The following is a 17,425-nucleotide window of genomic DNA, read 5'->3' as shown; positions in this document are numbered from 1 at the left end:
CTCAGCGCTCCGCCAGGTAATAGCGCTCGGTCGCGGCGAGCGCCTCGTCGAGCTCGTACACGATCGGCTGTCCGGTCGGGATTTCCAGCCCGGTGATGTCGTGATCCGAAATGCCCGACAGGTGCTTGACCAGCGCGCGCAGCGAATTGCCGTGTGCAGAAACCAGCACCACATGGCCGGCCTTCAATTGCGGCACGATCGCGCTTTCATAATAGGGCAGCACGCGGGCGATGGTGTCCTTGAGGCTTTCGGTGCTGGGAATCGCAATCCCGGCGTAGCGCGGATCGGCCTTGAGATCGAACGCCGATCCGTCTTCTAGCACAGGCGGCGGAATATCGAAGCTGCGGCGCCAGATCTTGACCTGATCGTCGCCGTGCCTGGCCGCAGTCTCGGCCTTGTCGAGCCCGGTCAGCCCGCCGTAGTGCCGCTCGTTCAGCCGCCAGTCCTTGATCTCTGGCACCCACAGCCGCCCGGCAGCCTCAAGCGCGAAATGCAGCGTGCGGATCGCGCGGGTCTGCAGGCTGGTGAAGGCCATGGTCGGCAGCATGGCTTTGGCCAGCAGCAGTTCGCCCGCGGCGCGCGCTTCGGCCTCGCCCTTTTCGGTCAGGTCGACATCCCACCACCCGGTAAAGCGGTTTTCCAGGTTCCACTGGCTCTGGCCGTGGCGGACGAGGATCAAGCGGGGCAAGTCGGATCTCCGTATGTGGCGCGAAACCGGCCCCTAGCCGCTCGAATCGTCTTTGGGAAGCGAAGTTGCCCGGGCCGCCGCGTCGCTGCCGCCGCGCGCCTGCGCCTTTCTGCGGTGCAGGTTTTCGCGCAGCTTGGCAGCCAGACGTTGTTCACGGGTGGGGGCGGGCTTTTTTTCACGCATTGGCAATTGTTGCGCGCTATCAGGCGTTCAGCTTGACAAAGCAAGAGCCCGCAGCCAATAGCGCGCCCCTGCCCCACGGCCTTGGCCGCGCTGGGTCCTTCGGAATGGTGTGCTGCTGTAGCTCAGTGGTAGAGCGCATCCTTGGTAAGGCTGAGGTCGGGAGTTCAATCCTCCCCAGCAGCACCATTCCGCAGCGTGCCGGCTTGCTGGCGTGCGCTGCGGCAGCGGTCCGAACAGTATTTCACCGCGTCCCAATCGCGCGCCCATTTGCGCCGCCATGCAAATGGCCGGTTGCAGGCTGCGCAGACCTTGCTTGGCAAATCGCCCTTACGGCGCATTTTGGGCATTGTCGGCTGTTTCGCTTACCAGGCCAGCCGCGCGCCGTTCCAGGCGAACAACCCGCCGCTGTCCGCCGGGCCCAGCGCGGCGATGACATCGAACAGGTGCCCGGCGGCCTGATCCGGGCTGAACAGCGCAGCCGCCGCCACGCCGCGCTGGAACGGCGCGGACAGCCCGCTATCGACCGTGCCAGGATGCAGCGCGGCGACCACCGCCAAAGGGTGACTGCGCGCCAGTTCGATCGCGAAATTGCGGACCAGCATATTGAGTGCCGCCTTGCTGGCGCGGTAGGCGTGCCACCCGCCCAGCCGGTTGTCGCCGATCGAACCAACCTTGGCGGACAGCACGGCAAAGGTCGCCGGTCGATCCCGCGGCAAGCGCGGCAGGGCATGTTTGGCAATCAGCGCCGGACCGATCGCGTTGGCGGCGTAAACCGCTGCCATCGCCGCCGGATCAAGCGCGCGCCAACTCTTCTCCGGGGTAATCCCGGCTGCTGCATCGTGTAGCAGCCCGGTGGCGACGATCACCAGCGTTGGGGGTGCGGCCAAGGCATTCAGCGCGGCAGTTATGCTGGCTTCGTCGTCCAGCGCGAAACGGAACGGGACCGCGCCGTCCGGAGCAGTGTCTCCCGCGCGCGATCCGGCATGGACATGGGAATACGTGCCCTGTGCCAACAATCGCGTGGTCAAGGCGCCGCCAATCGCGCCGCTCGCGCCAAAAACGACTGCGCTGGATTGGATTGCGGTCTGGCTCATAAACTCGCACTTTGCCGCGCTGCCGACGGCGCGGATACCTGACGAAACGGGCAGCGGCTATCCGCGCGCGCCAAACCGCGCAATCAATTCGTGCGATCCTGGCGCGAAGTGCTGGGTTACCAGCGTCACCGGAGCGAGGCCGCGCCAGGTGCGGCGGCGAACGGTCAGGCAGGCGCTGCCGGGGGGGCAGGCGAGGGCCTTGGCGAGCGGGCGGTCGGCGGCCTCGGCGCTGATGCGGTGTTCGGCCTCGGTCCAGGGGGCGTGCGCGAGCAGCCAGGTGCCGGGGGCCTCGCGCGTCAGGTCGGCCTGCGCGATGGCGGGCACTTCGGCGAGATTGACCAGGCGCTGTTCGGCGGCGAAAGGCGCGCCGTCTGCCCAATGGACGCCTTCGATCTCGAGCAGCGGGGCCACGGGGCCGAGCGCCTCGGAGCGCAGCGCGCGGCGCCGGGTAAGCTGCCAGCGATAGGCCTCGCCCCGCGCGGCAACTTCGGCGGCGAGGTCGGTGATCTCGAGCACCATGGCCTGGCTGCGCGGGCGCGCGACGAAAGTCCCGGCGCGGCGGCGGCGCTCGACCAGGCCCGCGGCGGCCAGTGCCGACAGCGCCTTGTTGGCCGTCATCCGCGCGCAGCCATATTGCCCGGCCAGCTCGTCATCGCCCGGGACCCTGGTACCCGGGGCCCACTCGCCCGAGAGGATCCGCGCTTCGATCGTGCGGCGGATCTGTTCGCTGATACCGGGGGTCATGCCAGCAATCTTGCCAGTGTCTGCCGATAGCGTGCGGCTATCGCATCGCGGCCCGCGTGGCGGCCTTCGCGCACCACTTGCCGCCCGGCCCGCCAGACGCCGTCCACCGCCCCGCGCGGTGAAGCGAAAAGCCATTGGTCCAGCCAGCCATCGCCGCTGCAATCGGGGTGGTCAGACCGCAGCGTGATGAAATCAGCGGGAAGCCCCTCGGCAATCCCGGCGACAGTGCCCAGCGCCTGCGCGCCGCCCGCCAGCGCCCCGCCGAACAGCGCTGCGCCGGTGCTGGCATCGGGCCCGGCGGCGAAGACATTGCGCGACTGCAGGTTGAGCCGCTGACCATATTCGAGCCAGCGCAGTTCTTCGGCCGCATCGATCCGCACATTCGAATCGCTGCCCACACCGAAGTGCCCGCCCGCCGCAAGGTATTCGGCAGCGGGAAACAGCCCGTCACCCAGATTGGCCTCGGTGATCGGGCAGAGCCCCGCCACCGCGCCGCTTTGCGCGAGGTTGCGGCTTTCTGCCGGGGTCATGTGGGTGGCGTGAACCAGGCACCAGTTTGGCCCCACCGCCGCGTTATCCAGCAACCATTCGACCGGGCGCTGGCCTGACCATTTGAGGCAGGCTTCGACCTCGGCCACTTGTTCAGCGGCGTGGATGTGGATCGGGGCTGTACCCGCCAGCTCTTCCAGCGCCGCCAACTCCTCTGGCATCACCGCGCGCAGCGAATGCGGGGCGAGGCCGAGCACGACATCAGGCAGCGCCGCAATCGCCGCGCGGCTGGCATCGCGCAGGGCCGCGAACTGGTCGAGCGAGCAGATGAAGCGGCGCTGGGCGGGCGCAGGTTCCTGCCCGCCAAACCCCGCATGGGCATAGAACACCGGCAGCAGGGTCAGCGCGATTCCCGTTTCCGCGGCGGCCGCTGCAATCGCCTCTGCCATCGCGGCCCCGGCATAGGGCGCGCCGGCGGGATCGTGGTGCAGGTAGTGGAATTCGCCGACCCGGGTGAAGCCGCTTTCGAGCATCTCGGCATAGGCCATGGCCGCGATTGCCGCCATGTCGTCCGGCGTCACTGCATCGACAAAGCGGTACATGATCGCGCGCCAGGTCCAGAAACTGTCCGCGCTGGCCCCGCGCCGCTCGGCCAGCCCCGCCATGCCGCGCTGGAACGCGTGGGAGTGGAGATTGGCCAGGCCGGGCAGCGCGACAGCGTGGCGCGCATCGCCGGGCATTAGCCGGGTATCTGCGGCGATGCTGGCGAATCGCCCGGCTGCAATCGTGATCCGCACATCGCGCGCCCAGCCGGTGGGCAACAGCGCTTCGGCAAAATGCAGCGTCTGGTTCATGCGCGCCTCGGGTCCTAGCTCGGTACAAATCACTCTATACAAGCGAGCCAATATGTCTATACATATTCGCGACTCCGCAGGAGAGTGCGATGCAGGTCGATACCGTCTGGACCAATGCCCATCTGCTGACCATGGCCCCCGGCGCGGCGGCGATGCGCGGCGTTGTGGCTGCGCGGCAGGGGCGGATCGCCTATGCCGGACCGGCGGATCAAGCTCCTGCGTTCAAGGCCGCCGAGACGATTGATTGCCAGGGCCGCTGGATCACCCCGGCGCTGATCGATGCGCACACCCATCTGGTCCATATGGGCAACCGCGCCCGCGAGTTTGAACTGCGGCTCGAAGGTGCCAGCTATGAAGAGGTCGCGCGGGCCGGGGGCGGGATCGTCGCAACCATGCGCGCCACCCGCGCCGCCAATGTGGAGCAGATGGTGGCGGCGGCGCTGCCCCGGCTCGATCAGCTGCTCGGCGAGGGGCTCGGCACGATCGAGATCAAAAGCGGCTACGGGCTTTCGCTTGAGGCCGAACTCAACATGCTGCGCGCGGCGCGGGCTTTGGGCGCGGCGCGGCGGGTGCGGGTGCGGACCACGTTCCTTGGCGCGCACGCCGTGCCGCCCGAATTTGCCGGCGATCCCGATGGCTACATCGATCATGTCTGCGCGGACATGCTCCCCGCGGTCGCCGCCGAGGGGCTGGCCGATGCGGTTGACGGGTTCTGCGAGGGGATCGGGTTTACGTCCACCCAGATCGAGCGCGTCTTCGTGAAGGCGCGCGCACTGGGCCTGCCGGTCAAGCTTCATGCCGAGCAGCTTTCCAACCTCCACGGCGCGGCGCTGGCGGCAAAATATGGCGCGCTGTCCGCGGATCATCTTGAACATCTGGATCAGGCCGGGGTGGCAGCGATGGCCGCGGCGGGATCGGTCGCCCTGCTGCTGCCAGGTGCCTACTATTTCTGCCGCGAAACGCACCTGCCGCCGGTGGCAGCGCTGCGCGCGGCGGGCGTACCGATTGCGCTGGCGACCGATTGCAATCCCGGCACCAGCCCGCTCACCTCGCTGCTGCTGGCGATGAACATGGCCGCGACCTGCTTTCGTCTGACCGTGGCTGAGTGCCTGGCCGGGGTAACCGTTAACGCGGCCCGAGCGCTGGGTCTGCTGGACGAATGCGGCAGCCTTGCGCCGGGCAAAAGCTGCGATCTGGCGCTGTGGAATATCGAGGAGCCAGCCGAGCTGGTCTATCGCATGGGTGCAAATCCGCTCCATGCCCGGGTGTGGAGAGGTCAATGATTACGCTGCTTCCAGGCGAGGTCGGTTTCGGCCAGTGGCAGGCGATTTACGAGGGCGCCGGGGCCCGGCTCGATCCGGCCAGCGCACCGTGCGTCGCCGCCAGCGCTGCCGCAGTCGAGCGGATTCTCGCCAAGGGTGCGCCGGTTTACGGGATCAACACCGGGTTCGGAAAGCTCGCCTCGGTGCGGATAGCGGATGATGAACTGGCCTTGCTCCAGCGCAATATCGTGCTGAGCCATGCGGCGGGGACGGGCGCGCCTTCGCCGGTGCCGGTGGTGCGGCTGATGATGGCGCTCAAGCTCGCCAGCCTGGCCCAAGGGGCGAGCGGAGTGCGGCCCGCCACGGTGGCGCTGCTCGAAGAACTGCTGGTGCACGGCCTGACCCCGGTGGTGCCGTGCCAGGGTTCGGTCGGGGCGAGCGGCGATCTCGCGCCGCTCAGCCACATGACCGCGGCAATGATCGGGGTGGGTGAGATCTGGGTGGACGGCGCGCGCGTTCCCGCCGCCGATGCCCTGGCCAAGGCTGGCCTCGCCCCGCTGACGCTCGGCCCCAAGGAGGGGCTGGCGCTGCTCAACGGCACGCAGTTCTCCACCGCCAACGCGCTGGCCGCGCTGTTCGGGGCGCAGCGGCTGGTGCGTACCGCGCTGATCACCGGCGCGCTTTCAACCGAGGCGGCGAAAGGATCGGACACCCCGTTTGATCCGCGCATCCATGCGCTGCGCCGTCACAAGGGCCAGATCGAAGTCGCCGCAGCCTTGCGCAGTCTTATGGCCGGAAGCGCAATCCGGGCCAGCCATGCGATTGACGATCCGCGCGTGCAGGATCCCTATTGCCTGCGCTGCCAGCCGCAGGTGATGGGAGCCGTGCTCGATGTGCTGCGCCAGGCTGCCACTACGCTGCTGACCGAAGCCAATGGCGTGTCGGACAACCCGCTGATTTTTGCTGAAGATGACACGGCACTCTCGGGCGGCAATTTCCATGCCGAACCGGTCGCCTTTGCGGCCGACATGATCGCGCTGGCCTTGTGCGAGATCGGCAGCATTGCCGAACGCCGGATCGCCATGCTGGTCGATCCCGCGCTATCCGGCCTGCCCGCCTTCCTCACCCCCAGGCCGGGGCTCAATTCGGGCTTCATGATCCCGCAGGTTACCGCCGCCGCGCTGGTCAGCGAGAACAAGCAGATGGCCTATCCGGCCTCGGTCGATTCGATCCCGACTTCGGCCAATCAGGAAGACCACGTTTCGATGGCCGCCCACGGCGCGCGGCGGCTTGCACCGATGCTGGCCAATGCCGAGGCGGTGCTGGGGATCGAGCTGCTGGCGGCGGCGCAGGGCTGCGAATTCCACACCGGTCTCGCCTCATCGCCGGCGCTCGAAGCGGTGCGGGGGCTGCTCCGCGCACAGGTGCCCGCGCTAGACGAAGACCGCCATTTCCATCCCGATATGCAGGCCGCCGAAGCGCTGGTCCGCGCGGGTGCGGTGGCGGATGCAGCGGGGCAGGACCTGCCGGGGGTGGCATGAGCGACTGGCTGCACGTGCACCGCGGCGAAGCTCCGCTGGTGGTCGCCTTCCCGCACGGCGGCTCGGGGCTGGGCGGGGTCGAACCGCGGTTCGCTTCGCCCTGGCTGGCGCGGCGCGATGCCGATTGGTGGATTGCCGAGCTTTATGAATTCGTGCGCGAGCTGGGCGCGACGACGATCGCCACCGAGGTCAGCCGCGCGGTGATCGACGTCAACCGCGATCCCTCGGGCGCGTCGCTCTACCCCGGCATGGCCACCACTGAGCTATGCCCGACCACGACCTTTGACGGGACACGGCTCTATCGCGCGTTCGATCCCGAAGATGATGAGATCGCCTGGCGGCGCGGCACCTTTTTCGATCCCTATCACGCCGCGCTTGCGGCCGAAATCGCACGCTTGCGCGAAACCCACCCTCGCGTCGTGCTCTACGATGCCCATTCGATCCGCAGCCGGATCCCGCGGCTGTTCGAAGGCGCGCTGCCACAGTTCAACCTTGGCACGAACAACGGGGCGGCCTGCGATCCCTTGCTGGAGGCGGCGCTGAGCGAGGTCTGCGCCCAATCCGGCCAGCCGTGGGTCGCCAACGGGCGATTCAAGGGCGGCTGGACCACGCGGCACTATGGCGCACCGGCAAAGGGTGTCTACGCGGTGCAGATGGAGCTGGCGATGCGCGGTTATATGGATGAGCCCGCTGACCTGAGCGAAGCCAATTGGCCTGCGCCGCTGCACGAAAATCCGGCGATTCTCCCCACACTCAAGGTGCTGATCGCCGCCTGCCTGACTTTTGCCGAAGGAACGTCCGCATGACCCGTCTCGACAACAGCCGCGTGATCCGCCCCGCTACCGGGACCGAATTGACCGCGCAAAGCTGGCTCACCGAAGCGCCGCTGAGGATGCTGATGAACAACCTTCACCCCGATGTCGCTGAGCGGCCTGAGGAACTGGTGGTCTATGGCGGGATCGGGCGCGCCGCGCGCGACTGGGAAAGCTATGACAAGATCGTCGAAACGCTGCGCCGGCTAAAGGACGATGAGACGCTGCTGATCCAGTCGGGCAAGCCCGTCGGCGTGTTCAAGACCCATGCCGATGCCCCGCGGGTGTTGCTGGCCAATTCCAACCTCGTGCCCAAGTGGGCAACCTGGGAGCATTTCAGCGAGCTCGATAAAAAGGGCCTGGCGATGTACGGCCAGATGACCGCGGGCAGCTGGATCTACATCGGCAGCCAGGGCATCGTGCAGGGCACGTACGAGACCTTTGTCGAGATGGGCCGCCAGCATTTCGGCGGCAGTCTGACGGGCAAATGGCTGCTCACCGCCGGGCTTGGCGGGATGGGCGGGGCGCAGCCGCTGGCCGCGACCATGGCCGGGCTGAGCTGTCTGGCGATCGAATGCCAGCGCAGCCGGATCGAGATGCGACTGCGCACCGGCTATGTCGATCACATGGCGGAAACGCTGGACGAGGCGATGGCGCTTATCAATGCGGCCTGCGCTGGAAATCGCGCGATATCGGTCGGCCTGCTCGGCAATGCCGCCGAAGTGCTGCCAGAAATGCTGGCACGCGGGATTCTGCCCGACCTCCTCACCGATCAGACCAGCGCGCACGATCCGGTCAACGGCTACCTGCCCGCCGGGTGGAGCGTGGCCGAATGGACCGACAAGCGTGAGCGCGAGCCCGACGTGGTGGCCAAGGCCGCCAAGGCCTCGATGGCCCGCCATGTCGAAGCGATGCTGGAGTTTCAGAAGCGCGGCGTGCCCACCACTGACTATGGCAACAACATCCGCCAGGTCGCGTTTGACGAGGGCGTCGCCGATGCTTTCGCTTTCCCCGGCTTCGTCCCCGCCTATATCCGCCCGCTGTTCTGCCGCGGGGTCGGCCCGTTCCGGTGGGTGGCGCTGTCGGGCGATCCCGAGGATATCTACAAGACCGACGCCAAAGTGAAGGAACTGATCCCCGATGATCCGCACCTCCACCGCTGGCTCGACATGGCGCGCGAGCGGATCCAGTTTCAGGGCCTGCCGGCGCGGATCTGCTGGGTCGGGCTGGGCGATCGCCACCGGCTCGGCCTCGCCTTCAACGAAATGGTTGCCTCGGGCGAGCTCAAGGCCCCGGTGGTGATCGGGCGCGATCACCTCGATTCGGGCTCGGTCGCTTCGCCCAACCGCGAAACCGAGGCGATGCAGGACGGCTCGGATGCGGTCAGCGACTGGCCGCTGCTCAACGCGCTGCTCAACACTGCGAGCGGTGCGACCTGGGTCTCGCTCCACCACGGCGGCGGGGTGGGGATGGGCTATTCGCAGCATTCGGGCATGGTGATCGTCGCCGATGGCACGCCCGAGGCGGCCAAACGCCTCGAGCGCGTCCTCTGGAACGATCCCGCCACCGGCGTGATGCGCCACGCCGATGCGGGCTATGACATTGCGCAAGATTGCGCGCGCGAAAAGGGGCTGGACCTGCCGGGGATTTTGGGGTGAGCGCCTAAAGCGCCTTCCACTCCGGCGTGTGATTGGACATCAGCGCGCGCTTGAAGCTTTGGCCCTTGTCGCTGGTGTTCATCCAGAACAGGCCCACGGCCGCAAACGCGAAGGCATAGAAGACATAGCGCATGATGCGGCCCTCCCGCTGCGATTGTCGGTCTCTGCTCGCCAGTCTGCAGCGCCAAGGTAAAGCGCCGGTTGCGCGGCGCGGTTACCCGATCTTAGGCACGAAGCTTGGCCCAATCGGGGTGAAGCTTGAACTGCGCAGCAACATAAGAGCACTGCGGCACGATCTTGAAGCCCTGCTCGCGCGCATCGCTGATCAAAGCTTCGACCAGCTTGCCGGCCACGCCGCGTCCGCCGATTTCTGGGGGTACCAGCGTATGTTCGGCAACCCGCGCACCGTCACGGCTAACCCAGGTCAGGCGACCGATCGCTGTCTCGCCGGCAACGTGGGCATGGTATTCGCCAGACTGATCATTGCCATGACGGGTGATGGTAACTTCGCTCATTGCGCGCTCCTTGCTTGACGCGGAGGGTGCCGCCTTGCCATGCAAGATGGCGATGCAATTCCTTTCCGACAATGCCGCCTCTGTTCATCCCAAGCTGTGGGAGGCGATGCGCAGCGCCGACGGCCCGCAGCCGCCCTATGATGGTGACGCGCTCAGCCAGGCGCTGGACGAAGCCTTTTCGGCGCTGTTCGAGCGGCCTTGCACGGCTCTGTGGGTCGCTTCGGGTACGGCGGCCAATTGTCTTGCGCTGGCGGCGATGGTCCCGCCGCACGGCGGGGTGCTGTGCCACCGCGAGGCGCATATCGAGACTGACGAGTGCGGCGCGCCCGGGTTTTACACCCACGGGGCGAAGCTGATCCTGATCGATGGTGAAGGCGCGAAGCTTGAACCTGAGGCGATCGACGCGGCGATCGGCGCGATCCGCCAGGATATCCATCAGGTCCAGCCGCAGGCGCTGTCGATCACCCAGGCCAGCGAATATGGCCGCGCCTACCGCCCGGATGAAGTGGCGGCGATTTCGCACTGCGCGGCGCGCCACGGCCTTGCCTTGCATGTCGATGGCGCGCGGTTTGCCAACGCTGTGGCCTTTCTTGGCTGCAGCCCGTGGGAAGCCTGCCAAGGCGCAGCGGCGCTGTCGTTCGGCTGCGTCAAGAACGGCGGATTGAGCGCGGAGGCGATCGTCCTGTTCGATCAGCAGCTGGCCGAAACGGTCTGCCTGCGCCGCAAGCGCGCCGGGCACCTGCAATCGAAAGGCCGGTTCATGGCGGCACAGATCCTCGCCATGCTGGAAGGCGACCTGTGGCTGAGCAATGCCCGCGCCGCCAATGCTGCGGCAGCAGAACTGGCCGGGGCCGCAGGGAACCGGCTGCTGCACCCGGTTGAAGCGAACGAGGTGTTCCTCCGCCTCTCCGCAGCCGAGCGTGAGGCACTGCGCAGCGCCGGCTTTTCGTTTTACGATTGGGGGCCGGACTGCGCGCGGCTCATAGCTGCCTGGAACACCAATCCCGATCACGTTGCCGCGCTGGCCAAAGCCATTAGCGCGCTATGACCAATGCCGCACCGGCGCGCAGCGAGGCGCGCAACCTGGCCGGGTTCGTGCTGATCGCGCTGATCTGGGGATCAACCTGGCTGGTGATCAAGGACCAGATCAGCGTGGTCCCCGCGCCGTGGTCGGTTACCTGGCGCTTCTCGCTCGCGGCAATTGCGATGTTCGCGCTGGCGGCGGTGCGGCGCGAACCGCTGCTTTTGCCGGCCGATGGCCTGCGGCTGGCGGCGCTGTTCGGGCTGATGCAGTTCAACCTCAACTTCCAGTTCGTCTATGCCAGTGAGCATTACCTGACCTCGGGGCTGGTCGCGGTGTTCTTCGCGCTGATGCTGGTGCCCAATGCGGTAATGGCGCGGATTTTTCTGGGGGCGCGGTTTGGCGGACGGTTTGTGCTGGGCAGTGCGGTGGCCCTGGGGGGAATTGCCCTGCTGCTGCTGCACGAATACCACGATGCGCCGTCGGGGATGGAGGTGGGGACCGGCGCGGGCCTGGTGCTGTGCGCGGTGATGTGCGCCTCGCTGGGCAATGTGTTGCAGGGCACCGCTACGGCACGGCGCCAGCCGGTCATCACGCTGCTGGCCTGGGGGCTGGCTTTCGGCGCGCTGGGCGATGCAGCTTATGCCTGGGTCCTGCATGGCCCGCCGACGTTCGATCCGCGGCCGCAGTATCTGGCCGGCATCGCCTATCTGGCGATCATCGGCACGGTCGCCACTTTCCCGATCTACACCGCGCTGATCCGCGAATGGGGCCCGGGCAAGGCGGCCTACAACGGCGTTGCGGTGCCGGTGGTGGCCATGGCGCTGTCAACGCTGTTCGAGGGTTTTCGCTGGACCGGGCTCGCGGTGAGCGGGGCGGTGCTGGCGATGGCCGGGCTGCTGATTGCGCTATCTGGCCGCAAGACAGGCGGCTAATCCTTCAACATAGCTGGGATAGCGCGGCTGCCAGCCCAGCATGCGTTTGGCCCTGCCGTTCGCGACGCGGCGGTTCTCGGCATAGAAGGCGCGTGCCACCGGGCTGAGTTGCGCCGCATCAAGGCTTTGCAGTGGCGGCAGCGGTGCGCCAAGCAGGCGGCAGGCGTGTTCGATCACCGCGTTCTGGCTGCACGGCAAGTCGTCAGTCACGTTGTAGGCCCCGGCAGGTGCGGCAAAAGCCAGCAGCGCCGCCTCGACGATATCATCGACATGAACCCGGCTGAACACCTGCCCCGGCAGATCGATCCGCCGCGCCGCACCTTCGCCTACCCGCTCCAGCGCCGAGCGGCCCGGGCCATAGATCCCCGGCAGCCGCAACACCCGCGCCCCCCGTGCCAGCCAGGCGGCGTCAGCCTCGCTGCGCGCGGTGCGGCGGCCGGTGCCGGTGAGCGCGCTTTCATCGACCCAGCCCCCCCCGCAGTCACCATAGACCCCGGTTGAGGATAGATATGTGAGCCGCTTGCCGGTCAGCGCATCGCCGTAGTGCTCCAACACCGGATCGCCATCGCCGCTGGGTGGGACGGAGCTCAGCACCTGGGCGCTATCGGCCAAGGCCAGCCGGACCTGGCTTGCGTCATCGAACGACAGCGTTCCTGCGCGCCCGGTTGAGATCACATCCCAGCCTTGCGCCTCAGCCGCGGCGGCGATCCGCGCGGCGCTGTAGCCCAGCCCAAAAATGAACAGTCGTGGTTGCATCAGTAGTCCAAAATCTAGGCCCCTGCCTTGTTCCCGCTCAGCATGAGCGGGTACCGGGACTATTGCGGCGTGAGCTCCGCTTGCGGCATCGGCGACGGCACCACCATCTGCGCATTCGGAACATGATCCTTCTTCCACTGCATGCTCATCCGCACCCGGGTTGCGCCCGAGGGGTGATCGAAGAACAGCATTTCCTCGAGCGCGCTGGGTTCGATCTTGCGGTATTCGGAGAGCTTCATCGCCACCGAGGCAAAACCATCGGGTTCCTGCGCCACATCAAGACCGAAAGCGTCGGCCTGGCTCTCGTCGACGCGGATCATGGTGTTGGTCAGCGGGGTCGCGAGCATGAAGAACAGCGCGATCAGGATCCCTAGCACCGGCATCGAAGCGGGATCGGCGATGTCGCGGATGCCGCCCCAGCGCGCGCCGTACCTGGCAATCAGCGCAGGGCCGATGCGCGAGACGAGGAACATCGCCAATGCCGCAAGCGCGCTTAGGAATGCAAGGCTCCACCAGACGTGATTGAGGACGTAATGGCCCATCTCATGTCCCATCACCCCCGCAATCTCCTGCGGAGTGCTGCGGTTCAGCAAGTTGTCGTTGAGGCTGATCCGGATCGTTGGTCCGATCCCCGAGACATTGGCGGAAATTCGCTTGCTCTGCTTCGATGCGTCAAACAGGTAGATGTGCTCGGACGGAATATTTTTCGCTTTGGCCATGGCCACGACCCGGTCGCGGATCGGCCCGCCGGGCAGTTCGGTGTAAGTATTGAACAGCGGCGAAATGAACACCGGGCCGATCAGCATTCCGAACGCCAGGAACCCTGTGATCACTCCGGCCGCCATGACCCACCAGTTTTTCGGGAAGCGCCGGATCACGGCATAGACCGCCATCACGATCAGTGGCACGATGAGCAGATTGATGCCCACGTCCTTGCCCTGATCGATCAACCAGTCGCTCAGGCTCTGGTTCATCAGATCGTACTGCTTCTCGCGCACGAAGCCGGTGTAGATTGACCACGGCAGGGTCAGGATCGTGCCCGCCACCGTATAGCACAGCGCGGTGATCCAGGTGACCCCGGCCGGCCGCTTGAACAGCCGCTCGCCCAGGGCGCGAAAGCGCACCGACAGCCCGAAGCGCAGCAGCAGTCCGTCGGCCAGCACCGAAACCAGCGTGCCCCACAGCACCAGCCAGTAGCCGCCTTCGAAATAGGCATTGCTTTTGGCCCGCGCCGCTCCCTGCAAGGTATCGAGATAGGCCCGCGTCGCGGTCTCAACATCGAACGGCGCGGCGTGCGCGGTGCCTGGCAGCAGCGCCAGCATCAAGACGGCAACCGCCAGCAATTTGAGACGCATCGTGATCCCTCCAGTGTATTGTTTTGGTAAGACAGTGGGCGCAGCGACGCATTGCTGTCAAGCCAAGATTGCGCTTGGCCTTGGGGCCGTGGCGCTTCTATCAAGGCGGCCATGAACCTTTCCCTTGCCCTGCCGCCCGCCCCCACAGTCATCCACCGCGCAGACTATCAGCCGCCCGCCTGGCTGGTTCCCGAAGTCACACTCACCTTCAACCTTGGAGTCGAACAGACGCGCGTGGTCGCTGCGCTCAAGGTGCGGCGCAATGGCCAGAGCCAGACCCTGCGTCTGAACGGCGATGGGATCGCGGCCGAAGCGGTGCTGGTCGATGGTCAGCCCACCAACGATTGGCGGATGGACGGCGCGGACCTGCTGGTCGAACTGCCGGGCGAGAGCCACGAAGTTTCCATCACCACTGCGATCAGCCCCGTAGCCAACACCCAGCTGATGGGGTTATATGCCTCAAACGGCATGCTGTGCACCCAGTGTGAGGCGGAGGGGTTCCGGCGGATCACCTTCTTCCCCGATCGCCCCGATGTCCTGTCGGTCTACACCGTCCACATGCAGGGGTCCAAGGACTTGTTCCCGGTGCTGCTGTCGAACGGAAACTGCACCCAGCAGGGCGAGGGGCCCGGTGCGGGCATGCACAACGCCACCTGGCACGATCCCTGGCCCAAACCGAGCTACCTGTTCGCGTTGGTGGCGGGCGATCTGGTTGCCAACCAGGATACCTTCACCACCATGAGCGGGCGCAAGGTCGATCTGGGCATCTGGGTCCGCGAAGGCGATCAGGACCGCACGCACCACGCGATGCAGGCGCTGAAAGATTCGATGAAGTGGGACGAGGAGACGTTCGGGCGCGAATACGACCTTGATCTGTTCAACATTGTTGCCGTGTCCGATTTCAACATGGGGGCGATGGAGAACAAGGGGCTCAACGTCTTCAACACCCGCTACATCCTGGCCGACGCCGAAACCGCAACCGACCTGGACTATGACGGGATCGAGGGTGTGGTCGCGCACGAATACTTCCACAACTGGTCGGGCAACCGCATCACCTGCCGCGACTGGTTCCAGCTGAGCCTCAAGGAAGGCTTCACCGTGCTGCGCGACCAGCTGTTCAGTCAGGACATGGGGAGCGCGGCGGTCAAGCGGATCGAAGATGTGCGGGTGCTGCGCGCCGCCCAGTTCCCCGAGGATTCGGGCCCGCTGGCGCACCCGATCCGGCCCGATTCGTATCAGGAGATCTCGAACTTCTACACCGCCACGGTCTATAATAAGGGCGCCGAGGTGATCCGCATGATGCGCACGCTGGTCGGGCCGGAACGCTTCCGGGCGGGCACTGACTTATATTTTGATCGCCACGACGGCGAAGCGGCGACTTGCGAAGACTTCGTCAAGGCGATCGAGGATGGGGCCGGGATCGATCTTGGCCAGTTCCGCTTGTGGTACAGCCAGGCTGGCACGCCGCGGGTCACCGCACGGCTGGATCACGCTGATGGCGTCGCCACGCTGACCCTGGCGCAGTCCATTCCGCCGACACCGGGGCAGGGCGAAAAGCAGCCGATGGTGATCCCGCTCAGGATCGCGTTGTTCGATCCCGCCTCGGGCACGCACCAGGGCGAACAATTGATCGTGCTCGACCGCGCGGAAATGCAGTTCGCCTTCCCGGGATTCGCCAGGCGCCCGGTGCTCTCGCTGGGCCGCGGCTTTTCCGCTCCGGTGGCGATCGATGCCGAAATCTCGGACGAGGACCTGGTATTCCTCGCCGCGCACGATGACGATCCTTTTGCCCGGTACGAAGCGCTCCAGCAGCTGATCGTGAAGCATTTGCTGGCGGTGCTTGATGGCGCGCTGACGGACGCAGCGCTTGAAGCCGGGCGCGGCGCGATCGCGGCAGCCTTTGCCGCAGTGGTGGGCGATCGGGCGCTTGACGATCTGATGCGCGGCGAGCTGATGATCTTGCCGGGCGAGGGCTATCTGGCCGACCAGTTGCTGGTGGCCGATCCCGGCGCAATCCGCAAAGCGCGTGAAGGATTGAAAGCGTATCTGGGGCGCAGTCTCGAAGCCGGATTGTTGGCGCTGCATGACCGCGCCAGCGCGGTGCCCTATGCGCTGTCGGCCGAGGCGCGCGGCGCGCGCAAGGTCAAGACTCAGGCGCTTGCCCTGCTGGCGGCCGGCGTGCCGCAGCGCGCCGCAGACCTGGCGGCTGCGCAGTTCGATGCCGCCGACAACATGACCGACCGGCAAGGCGCGCTGATGGTGCTGGCCGGGCTCGAAACGCCGCTGCGGCAGGAAAAGCTTGCCGCGTTTCTTGCCCGCCATGCCGGCGATCCGCTGGTGATCGACAAGTGGTTCTCGCTGCAGGCGGGCTCGCTTCACCCCCAGGCGCTCGATCACGTCAAGGCGCTGGCCGGCCATCCCGATTTCACCATGACCAATCCCAACCGGGTGCGCGCGCTGTATATGGCGGCGGCGGTCAATCCCGGGGTGTTCCATGTCGCCTCGGGCGAGGGTTACCGGATGATCGGCGAACTGGTCCGCGCGCTTGATCCGATCAACCCGCAGACCGCGGCCCGGTTCATCGCCCCGCTGGGCCGCTGGCGGCGGATCGAGCCGCTGCGTGCGGCGCTGATGAAGGCCGAACTGGAGCGCATCGTTGCCCAGCCCGGCCTCTCGAAGGACACGTTCGAGCAGGCGAGCAAAAGCCTTGGTTGAAGCGCCTGAGGTGTACCGGGCTGCCGCGCTGGAAGACGTGGCGCACGGCTTCATGGGACGGCGCGGCGGTTATTCGGCCGGCCTGGTCGCCGGGCTCAACGCCGGGCTCGGCTCGCCGGGCGAACGGGAAGCCGTCCACCGCAACCGCGCGCTGGCGGTGCAAACGGTGGCACCCGGAACCCGGCTGGTTTCGGTCTACCAGATCCATTCGCCGCTGTGCGTGACCGTCGCCGAACCGTGGGGCGATGATGCACGCCCCGAGGCCGATGCGCTGGTGACAAACCGCCCTGGCCTCGCGCTGGGTATCGTAACTGCCGATTGCGCGCCGGTGCTGCTGGCCGACACTGCCGCTGGCGTAATCGGCGCGGCCCATGCCGGATGGAAAGGCGCTATGGCCGGCGTGACCGACCGCACGATCGAAGCGATGGAAGCGCTTGGCGCGCGGCGCGCCAGCATCGTTGCCGCAGTGGGGCCGTGCATCGCTCAGGTCAGCTACGAGGTCGATCGCAGCTTCGCCGACAGGTTTTGCGCCGATGACAACGCCAATGCCGCGTTCTTCGCGCCGGGCCGCGAAGGCCACCTGCAGTTCGATCTCGAAGGTTACGTTGCGCACCGGCTCGAATCGGCGGGCTGCGGCACGGTCGAACGGCTCGGGCTCGATACCTACAGGCCTGAAGACCGCTTCTATTCCTATCGCCGCGCCACCCATCGCAGCGAACCGGACTATGGCCGCCAATTGTCGCTGATTGCGCTGGCCTAGAGGCTGCGGGCCGATGTTGCTTCCACGTCTGTGGAATAGACAT

General features: G+C 66.6%; 18 protein-coding genes and 1 tRNA gene. 9 read left to right on the top strand and 10 right to left on the bottom strand.

Annotated elements, in window-relative coordinates:
* Window position 1: 1 nt before the first annotated feature.
* On the bottom strand, window positions 2-688 hold the full coding sequence (gene gpmA / locus RMN99_RS12110; RefSeq protein ID WP_309623569.1) for a 2,3-diphosphoglycerate-dependent phosphoglycerate mutase: 687 nt from the start codon (window positions 686-688) through the stop codon (window positions 2-4).
* 33 nt (window positions 689-721) lie between these two features.
* Complete coding sequence (locus RMN99_RS12105; protein ID WP_309623568.1) at window positions 722-871, bottom strand: hypothetical protein; 150 nt, start codon at window positions 869-871, stop codon at window positions 722-724.
* Window positions 872-982: 111 nt separating this feature from the next.
* Here RMN99_RS12105 and RMN99_RS12100 point away from each other — a divergent pair.
* Window positions 983-1,057: transfer RNA gene (locus RMN99_RS12100), tRNA-Thr, on the top strand.
* Here the strand turns inward: RMN99_RS12100 and RMN99_RS12095 are convergent.
* The 4 genes from RMN99_RS12095 to RMN99_RS12080 are packed head-to-tail and all read right to left on the bottom strand — an operon-like array spanning window position 1,036 to window position 4,052.
* Entirely contained in the window at window positions 1,036-1,218 is a 183-nt protein-coding gene (locus RMN99_RS12095; RefSeq protein WP_309623567.1) for a DUF2256 domain-containing protein, read from the bottom strand. The genes RMN99_RS12100 and RMN99_RS12095 overlap by 22 nt on opposite strands.
* A 15-nt stretch (window positions 1,219-1,233) precedes the next feature.
* Window positions 1,234-1,965, bottom strand: a complete 732-nt coding sequence (locus RMN99_RS12090) for an SDR family NAD(P)-dependent oxidoreductase (protein ID WP_309623566.1) — start codon at window positions 1,963-1,965, stop codon at window positions 1,234-1,236.
* Window positions 1,966-2,022: 57 nt separating this feature from the next.
* Entirely contained in the window at window positions 2,023-2,709 is a 687-nt protein-coding gene (locus RMN99_RS12085; RefSeq protein WP_309623565.1) for a UTRA domain-containing protein, read from the bottom strand.
* Window positions 2,706-4,052, bottom strand: a complete 1,347-nt coding sequence (locus RMN99_RS12080; protein WP_309623564.1) for a formimidoylglutamate deiminase — start codon at window positions 4,050-4,052, stop codon at window positions 2,706-2,708. The genes RMN99_RS12085 and RMN99_RS12080 overlap by 4 nt, the downstream gene beginning before the upstream one ends.
* Window positions 4,053-4,141: 89 nt before the next feature.
* Here RMN99_RS12080 and hutI point away from each other — a divergent pair, with 89 nt between their 5' ends.
* The 4 genes from hutI to hutU are packed head-to-tail and all read left to right on the top strand — an operon-like array spanning window position 4,142 to window position 9,325.
* Complete coding sequence (hutI, locus tag RMN99_RS12075) at window positions 4,142-5,335, top strand: imidazolonepropionase (protein ID WP_309623563.1); 1,194 nt, start codon at window positions 4,142-4,144, stop codon at window positions 5,333-5,335.
* Complete coding sequence (gene hutH / locus RMN99_RS12070; RefSeq protein ID WP_309623562.1) at window positions 5,332-6,855, top strand: histidine ammonia-lyase; 1,524 nt, start codon at window positions 5,332-5,334, stop codon at window positions 6,853-6,855. Before hutI ends, hutH begins: the two co-directional genes overlap by 4 nt.
* Complete coding sequence (hutG, locus tag RMN99_RS12065) at window positions 6,852-7,661, top strand: N-formylglutamate deformylase (protein ID WP_309623561.1); 810 nt, start codon at window positions 6,852-6,854, stop codon at window positions 7,659-7,661. The genes hutH and hutG overlap by 4 nt, the downstream gene beginning before the upstream one ends.
* A complete protein-coding gene (gene hutU / locus RMN99_RS12060) occupies window positions 7,658-9,325 on the top strand; it encodes a urocanate hydratase (protein ID WP_309623560.1) in 1,668 nt (555 codons plus the stop codon). Before hutG ends, hutU begins: the two co-directional genes overlap by 4 nt.
* A 4-nt stretch (window positions 9,326-9,329) precedes the next feature.
* Here hutU and RMN99_RS12055 read toward each other — a convergent pair whose 3' ends face one another.
* Both RMN99_RS12055 and RMN99_RS12050 read right to left on the bottom strand, forming a co-directional pair.
* Window positions 9,330-9,458 carry a hypothetical protein gene (locus RMN99_RS12055; RefSeq protein ID WP_309623559.1) on the bottom strand — a complete coding sequence of 43 codons (129 nt, stop codon included), beginning with the start codon at window positions 9,456-9,458 and terminating at the stop codon, window positions 9,330-9,332.
* A gap of 91 nt (window positions 9,459-9,549) precedes the next feature.
* Window positions 9,550-9,840 carry a GNAT family N-acetyltransferase gene (locus RMN99_RS12050; RefSeq protein WP_309623558.1) on the bottom strand — a complete coding sequence of 97 codons (291 nt, stop codon included), beginning with the start codon at window positions 9,838-9,840 and terminating at the stop codon, window positions 9,550-9,552.
* A gap of 52 nt (window positions 9,841-9,892) precedes the next feature.
* Between RMN99_RS12050 and RMN99_RS12045 the strand changes: the two genes are divergently transcribed.
* Both RMN99_RS12045 and RMN99_RS12040 read left to right on the top strand, forming a co-directional pair.
* Window positions 9,893-10,888, top strand: a complete 996-nt coding sequence (locus RMN99_RS12045; RefSeq protein ID WP_309623615.1) for a beta-eliminating lyase-related protein — start codon at window positions 9,893-9,895, stop codon at window positions 10,886-10,888.
* Window positions 10,885-11,796, top strand: a complete 912-nt coding sequence (locus RMN99_RS12040; RefSeq protein WP_309623557.1) for a DMT family transporter — start codon at window positions 10,885-10,887, stop codon at window positions 11,794-11,796. Before RMN99_RS12045 ends, RMN99_RS12040 begins: the two co-directional genes overlap by 4 nt.
* On the opposite strand, the gene RMN99_RS12035 is transcribed toward RMN99_RS12040, so the two are convergent.
* Window positions 11,770-12,552, bottom strand: a complete 783-nt coding sequence (locus tag RMN99_RS12035) for an SDR family NAD(P)-dependent oxidoreductase (protein ID WP_309623556.1) — start codon at window positions 12,550-12,552, stop codon at window positions 11,770-11,772. The two genes, RMN99_RS12040 and RMN99_RS12035, sit on opposite strands and share 27 nt — an antisense overlap.
* 59 nt (window positions 12,553-12,611) lie before the next feature.
* Complete coding sequence (locus RMN99_RS12030) at window positions 12,612-13,907, bottom strand: M48 family metallopeptidase (protein WP_309623555.1); 1,296 nt, start codon at window positions 13,905-13,907, stop codon at window positions 12,612-12,614.
* A 111-nt stretch (window positions 13,908-14,018) separates the two neighbouring features.
* Here RMN99_RS12030 and pepN point away from each other — a divergent pair, with 111 nt between their 5' ends.
* Both pepN and pgeF read left to right on the top strand, forming a co-directional pair.
* The gene (gene pepN / locus RMN99_RS12025; RefSeq protein ID WP_309623554.1) at window positions 14,019-16,622 is read left to right on the top strand and encodes an aminopeptidase N; all 2,604 of its coding nucleotides are present in this window, start codon (window positions 14,019-14,021) and stop codon (window positions 16,620-16,622) included.
* Between the two features lie 52 nt (window positions 16,623-16,674).
* Window positions 16,675-17,382, top strand: a complete 708-nt coding sequence (pgeF, locus tag RMN99_RS12020) for a peptidoglycan editing factor PgeF (RefSeq protein WP_309623614.1) — start codon at window positions 16,675-16,677, stop codon at window positions 17,380-17,382.
* Window positions 17,383-17,425: the final 43 nt, after the last annotated feature.

The organism is Novosphingobium sp. (assembly GCF_031417815.1).
Taxonomy (GTDB): Bacteria; Pseudomonadota; Alphaproteobacteria; order Sphingomonadales; family Sphingomonadaceae; genus Novosphingobium.
This window is presented reverse-complemented; position numbering and strand designations above follow the sequence as displayed.

Excerpts from the sequence above, each read along its gene's own strand:
- RMN99_RS12055 (WP_309623559.1), bottom strand. The coding sequence starts at position 9,458 with ATGCGCTATGTCTTCTATGCCTTCGCGTTTGCGGCCGTGGGCCTGTTC.
- RMN99_RS12080 (WP_309623564.1), bottom strand. The coding sequence starts at position 4,052 with ATGAACCAGACGCTGCATTTTGCCGAAGCGCTGTTGCCCACCGGCTGG.
- hutG (WP_309623561.1), top strand. The coding sequence starts at position 6,852 with ATGAGCGACTGGCTGCACGTGCACCGCGGCGAAGCTCCGCTGGTGGTC.
- RMN99_RS12090 (WP_309623566.1), bottom strand. The coding sequence starts at position 1,965 with ATGAGCCAGACCGCAATCCAATCCAGCGCAGTCGTTTTTGGCGCGAGC.
- RMN99_RS12105 (WP_309623568.1), bottom strand. The coding sequence starts at position 871 with ATGCGTGAAAAAAAGCCCGCCCCCACCCGTGAACAACGTCTGGCTGCC.
- hutU (WP_309623560.1), top strand. The coding sequence starts at position 7,658 with ATGACCCGTCTCGACAACAGCCGCGTGATCCGCCCCGCTACCGGGACC.
- RMN99_RS12030 (WP_309623555.1), bottom strand. The coding sequence starts at position 13,907 with ATGCGTCTCAAATTGCTGGCGGTTGCCGTCTTGATGCTGGCGCTGCTG.
- RMN99_RS12040 (WP_309623557.1), top strand. The coding sequence starts at position 10,885 with ATGACCAATGCCGCACCGGCGCGCAGCGAGGCGCGCAACCTGGCCGGG.
- RMN99_RS12045 (WP_309623615.1), top strand. The coding sequence starts at position 9,893 with ATGCAATTCCTTTCCGACAATGCCGCCTCTGTTCATCCCAAGCTGTGG.
- pepN (WP_309623554.1), top strand. The coding sequence starts at position 14,019 with ATGAACCTTTCCCTTGCCCTGCCGCCCGCCCCCACAGTCATCCACCGC.
- RMN99_RS12035 (WP_309623556.1), bottom strand. The coding sequence starts at position 12,552 with ATGCAACCACGACTGTTCATTTTTGGGCTGGGCTACAGCGCCGCGCGG.
- hutI (WP_309623563.1), top strand. The coding sequence starts at position 4,142 with ATGCAGGTCGATACCGTCTGGACCAATGCCCATCTGCTGACCATGGCC.
- pgeF (WP_309623614.1), top strand. The coding sequence starts at position 16,675 with ATGGGACGGCGCGGCGGTTATTCGGCCGGCCTGGTCGCCGGGCTCAAC.
- hutH (WP_309623562.1), top strand. The coding sequence starts at position 5,332 with ATGATTACGCTGCTTCCAGGCGAGGTCGGTTTCGGCCAGTGGCAGGCG.
- RMN99_RS12050 (WP_309623558.1), bottom strand. The coding sequence starts at position 9,840 with ATGAGCGAAGTTACCATCACCCGTCATGGCAATGATCAGTCTGGCGAA.
- RMN99_RS12085 (WP_309623565.1), bottom strand. The coding sequence starts at position 2,709 with ATGACCCCCGGTATCAGCGAACAGATCCGCCGCACGATCGAAGCGCGG.
- RMN99_RS12095 (WP_309623567.1), bottom strand. The coding sequence starts at position 1,218 with ATGCCCAAAATGCGCCGTAAGGGCGATTTGCCAAGCAAGGTCTGCGCA.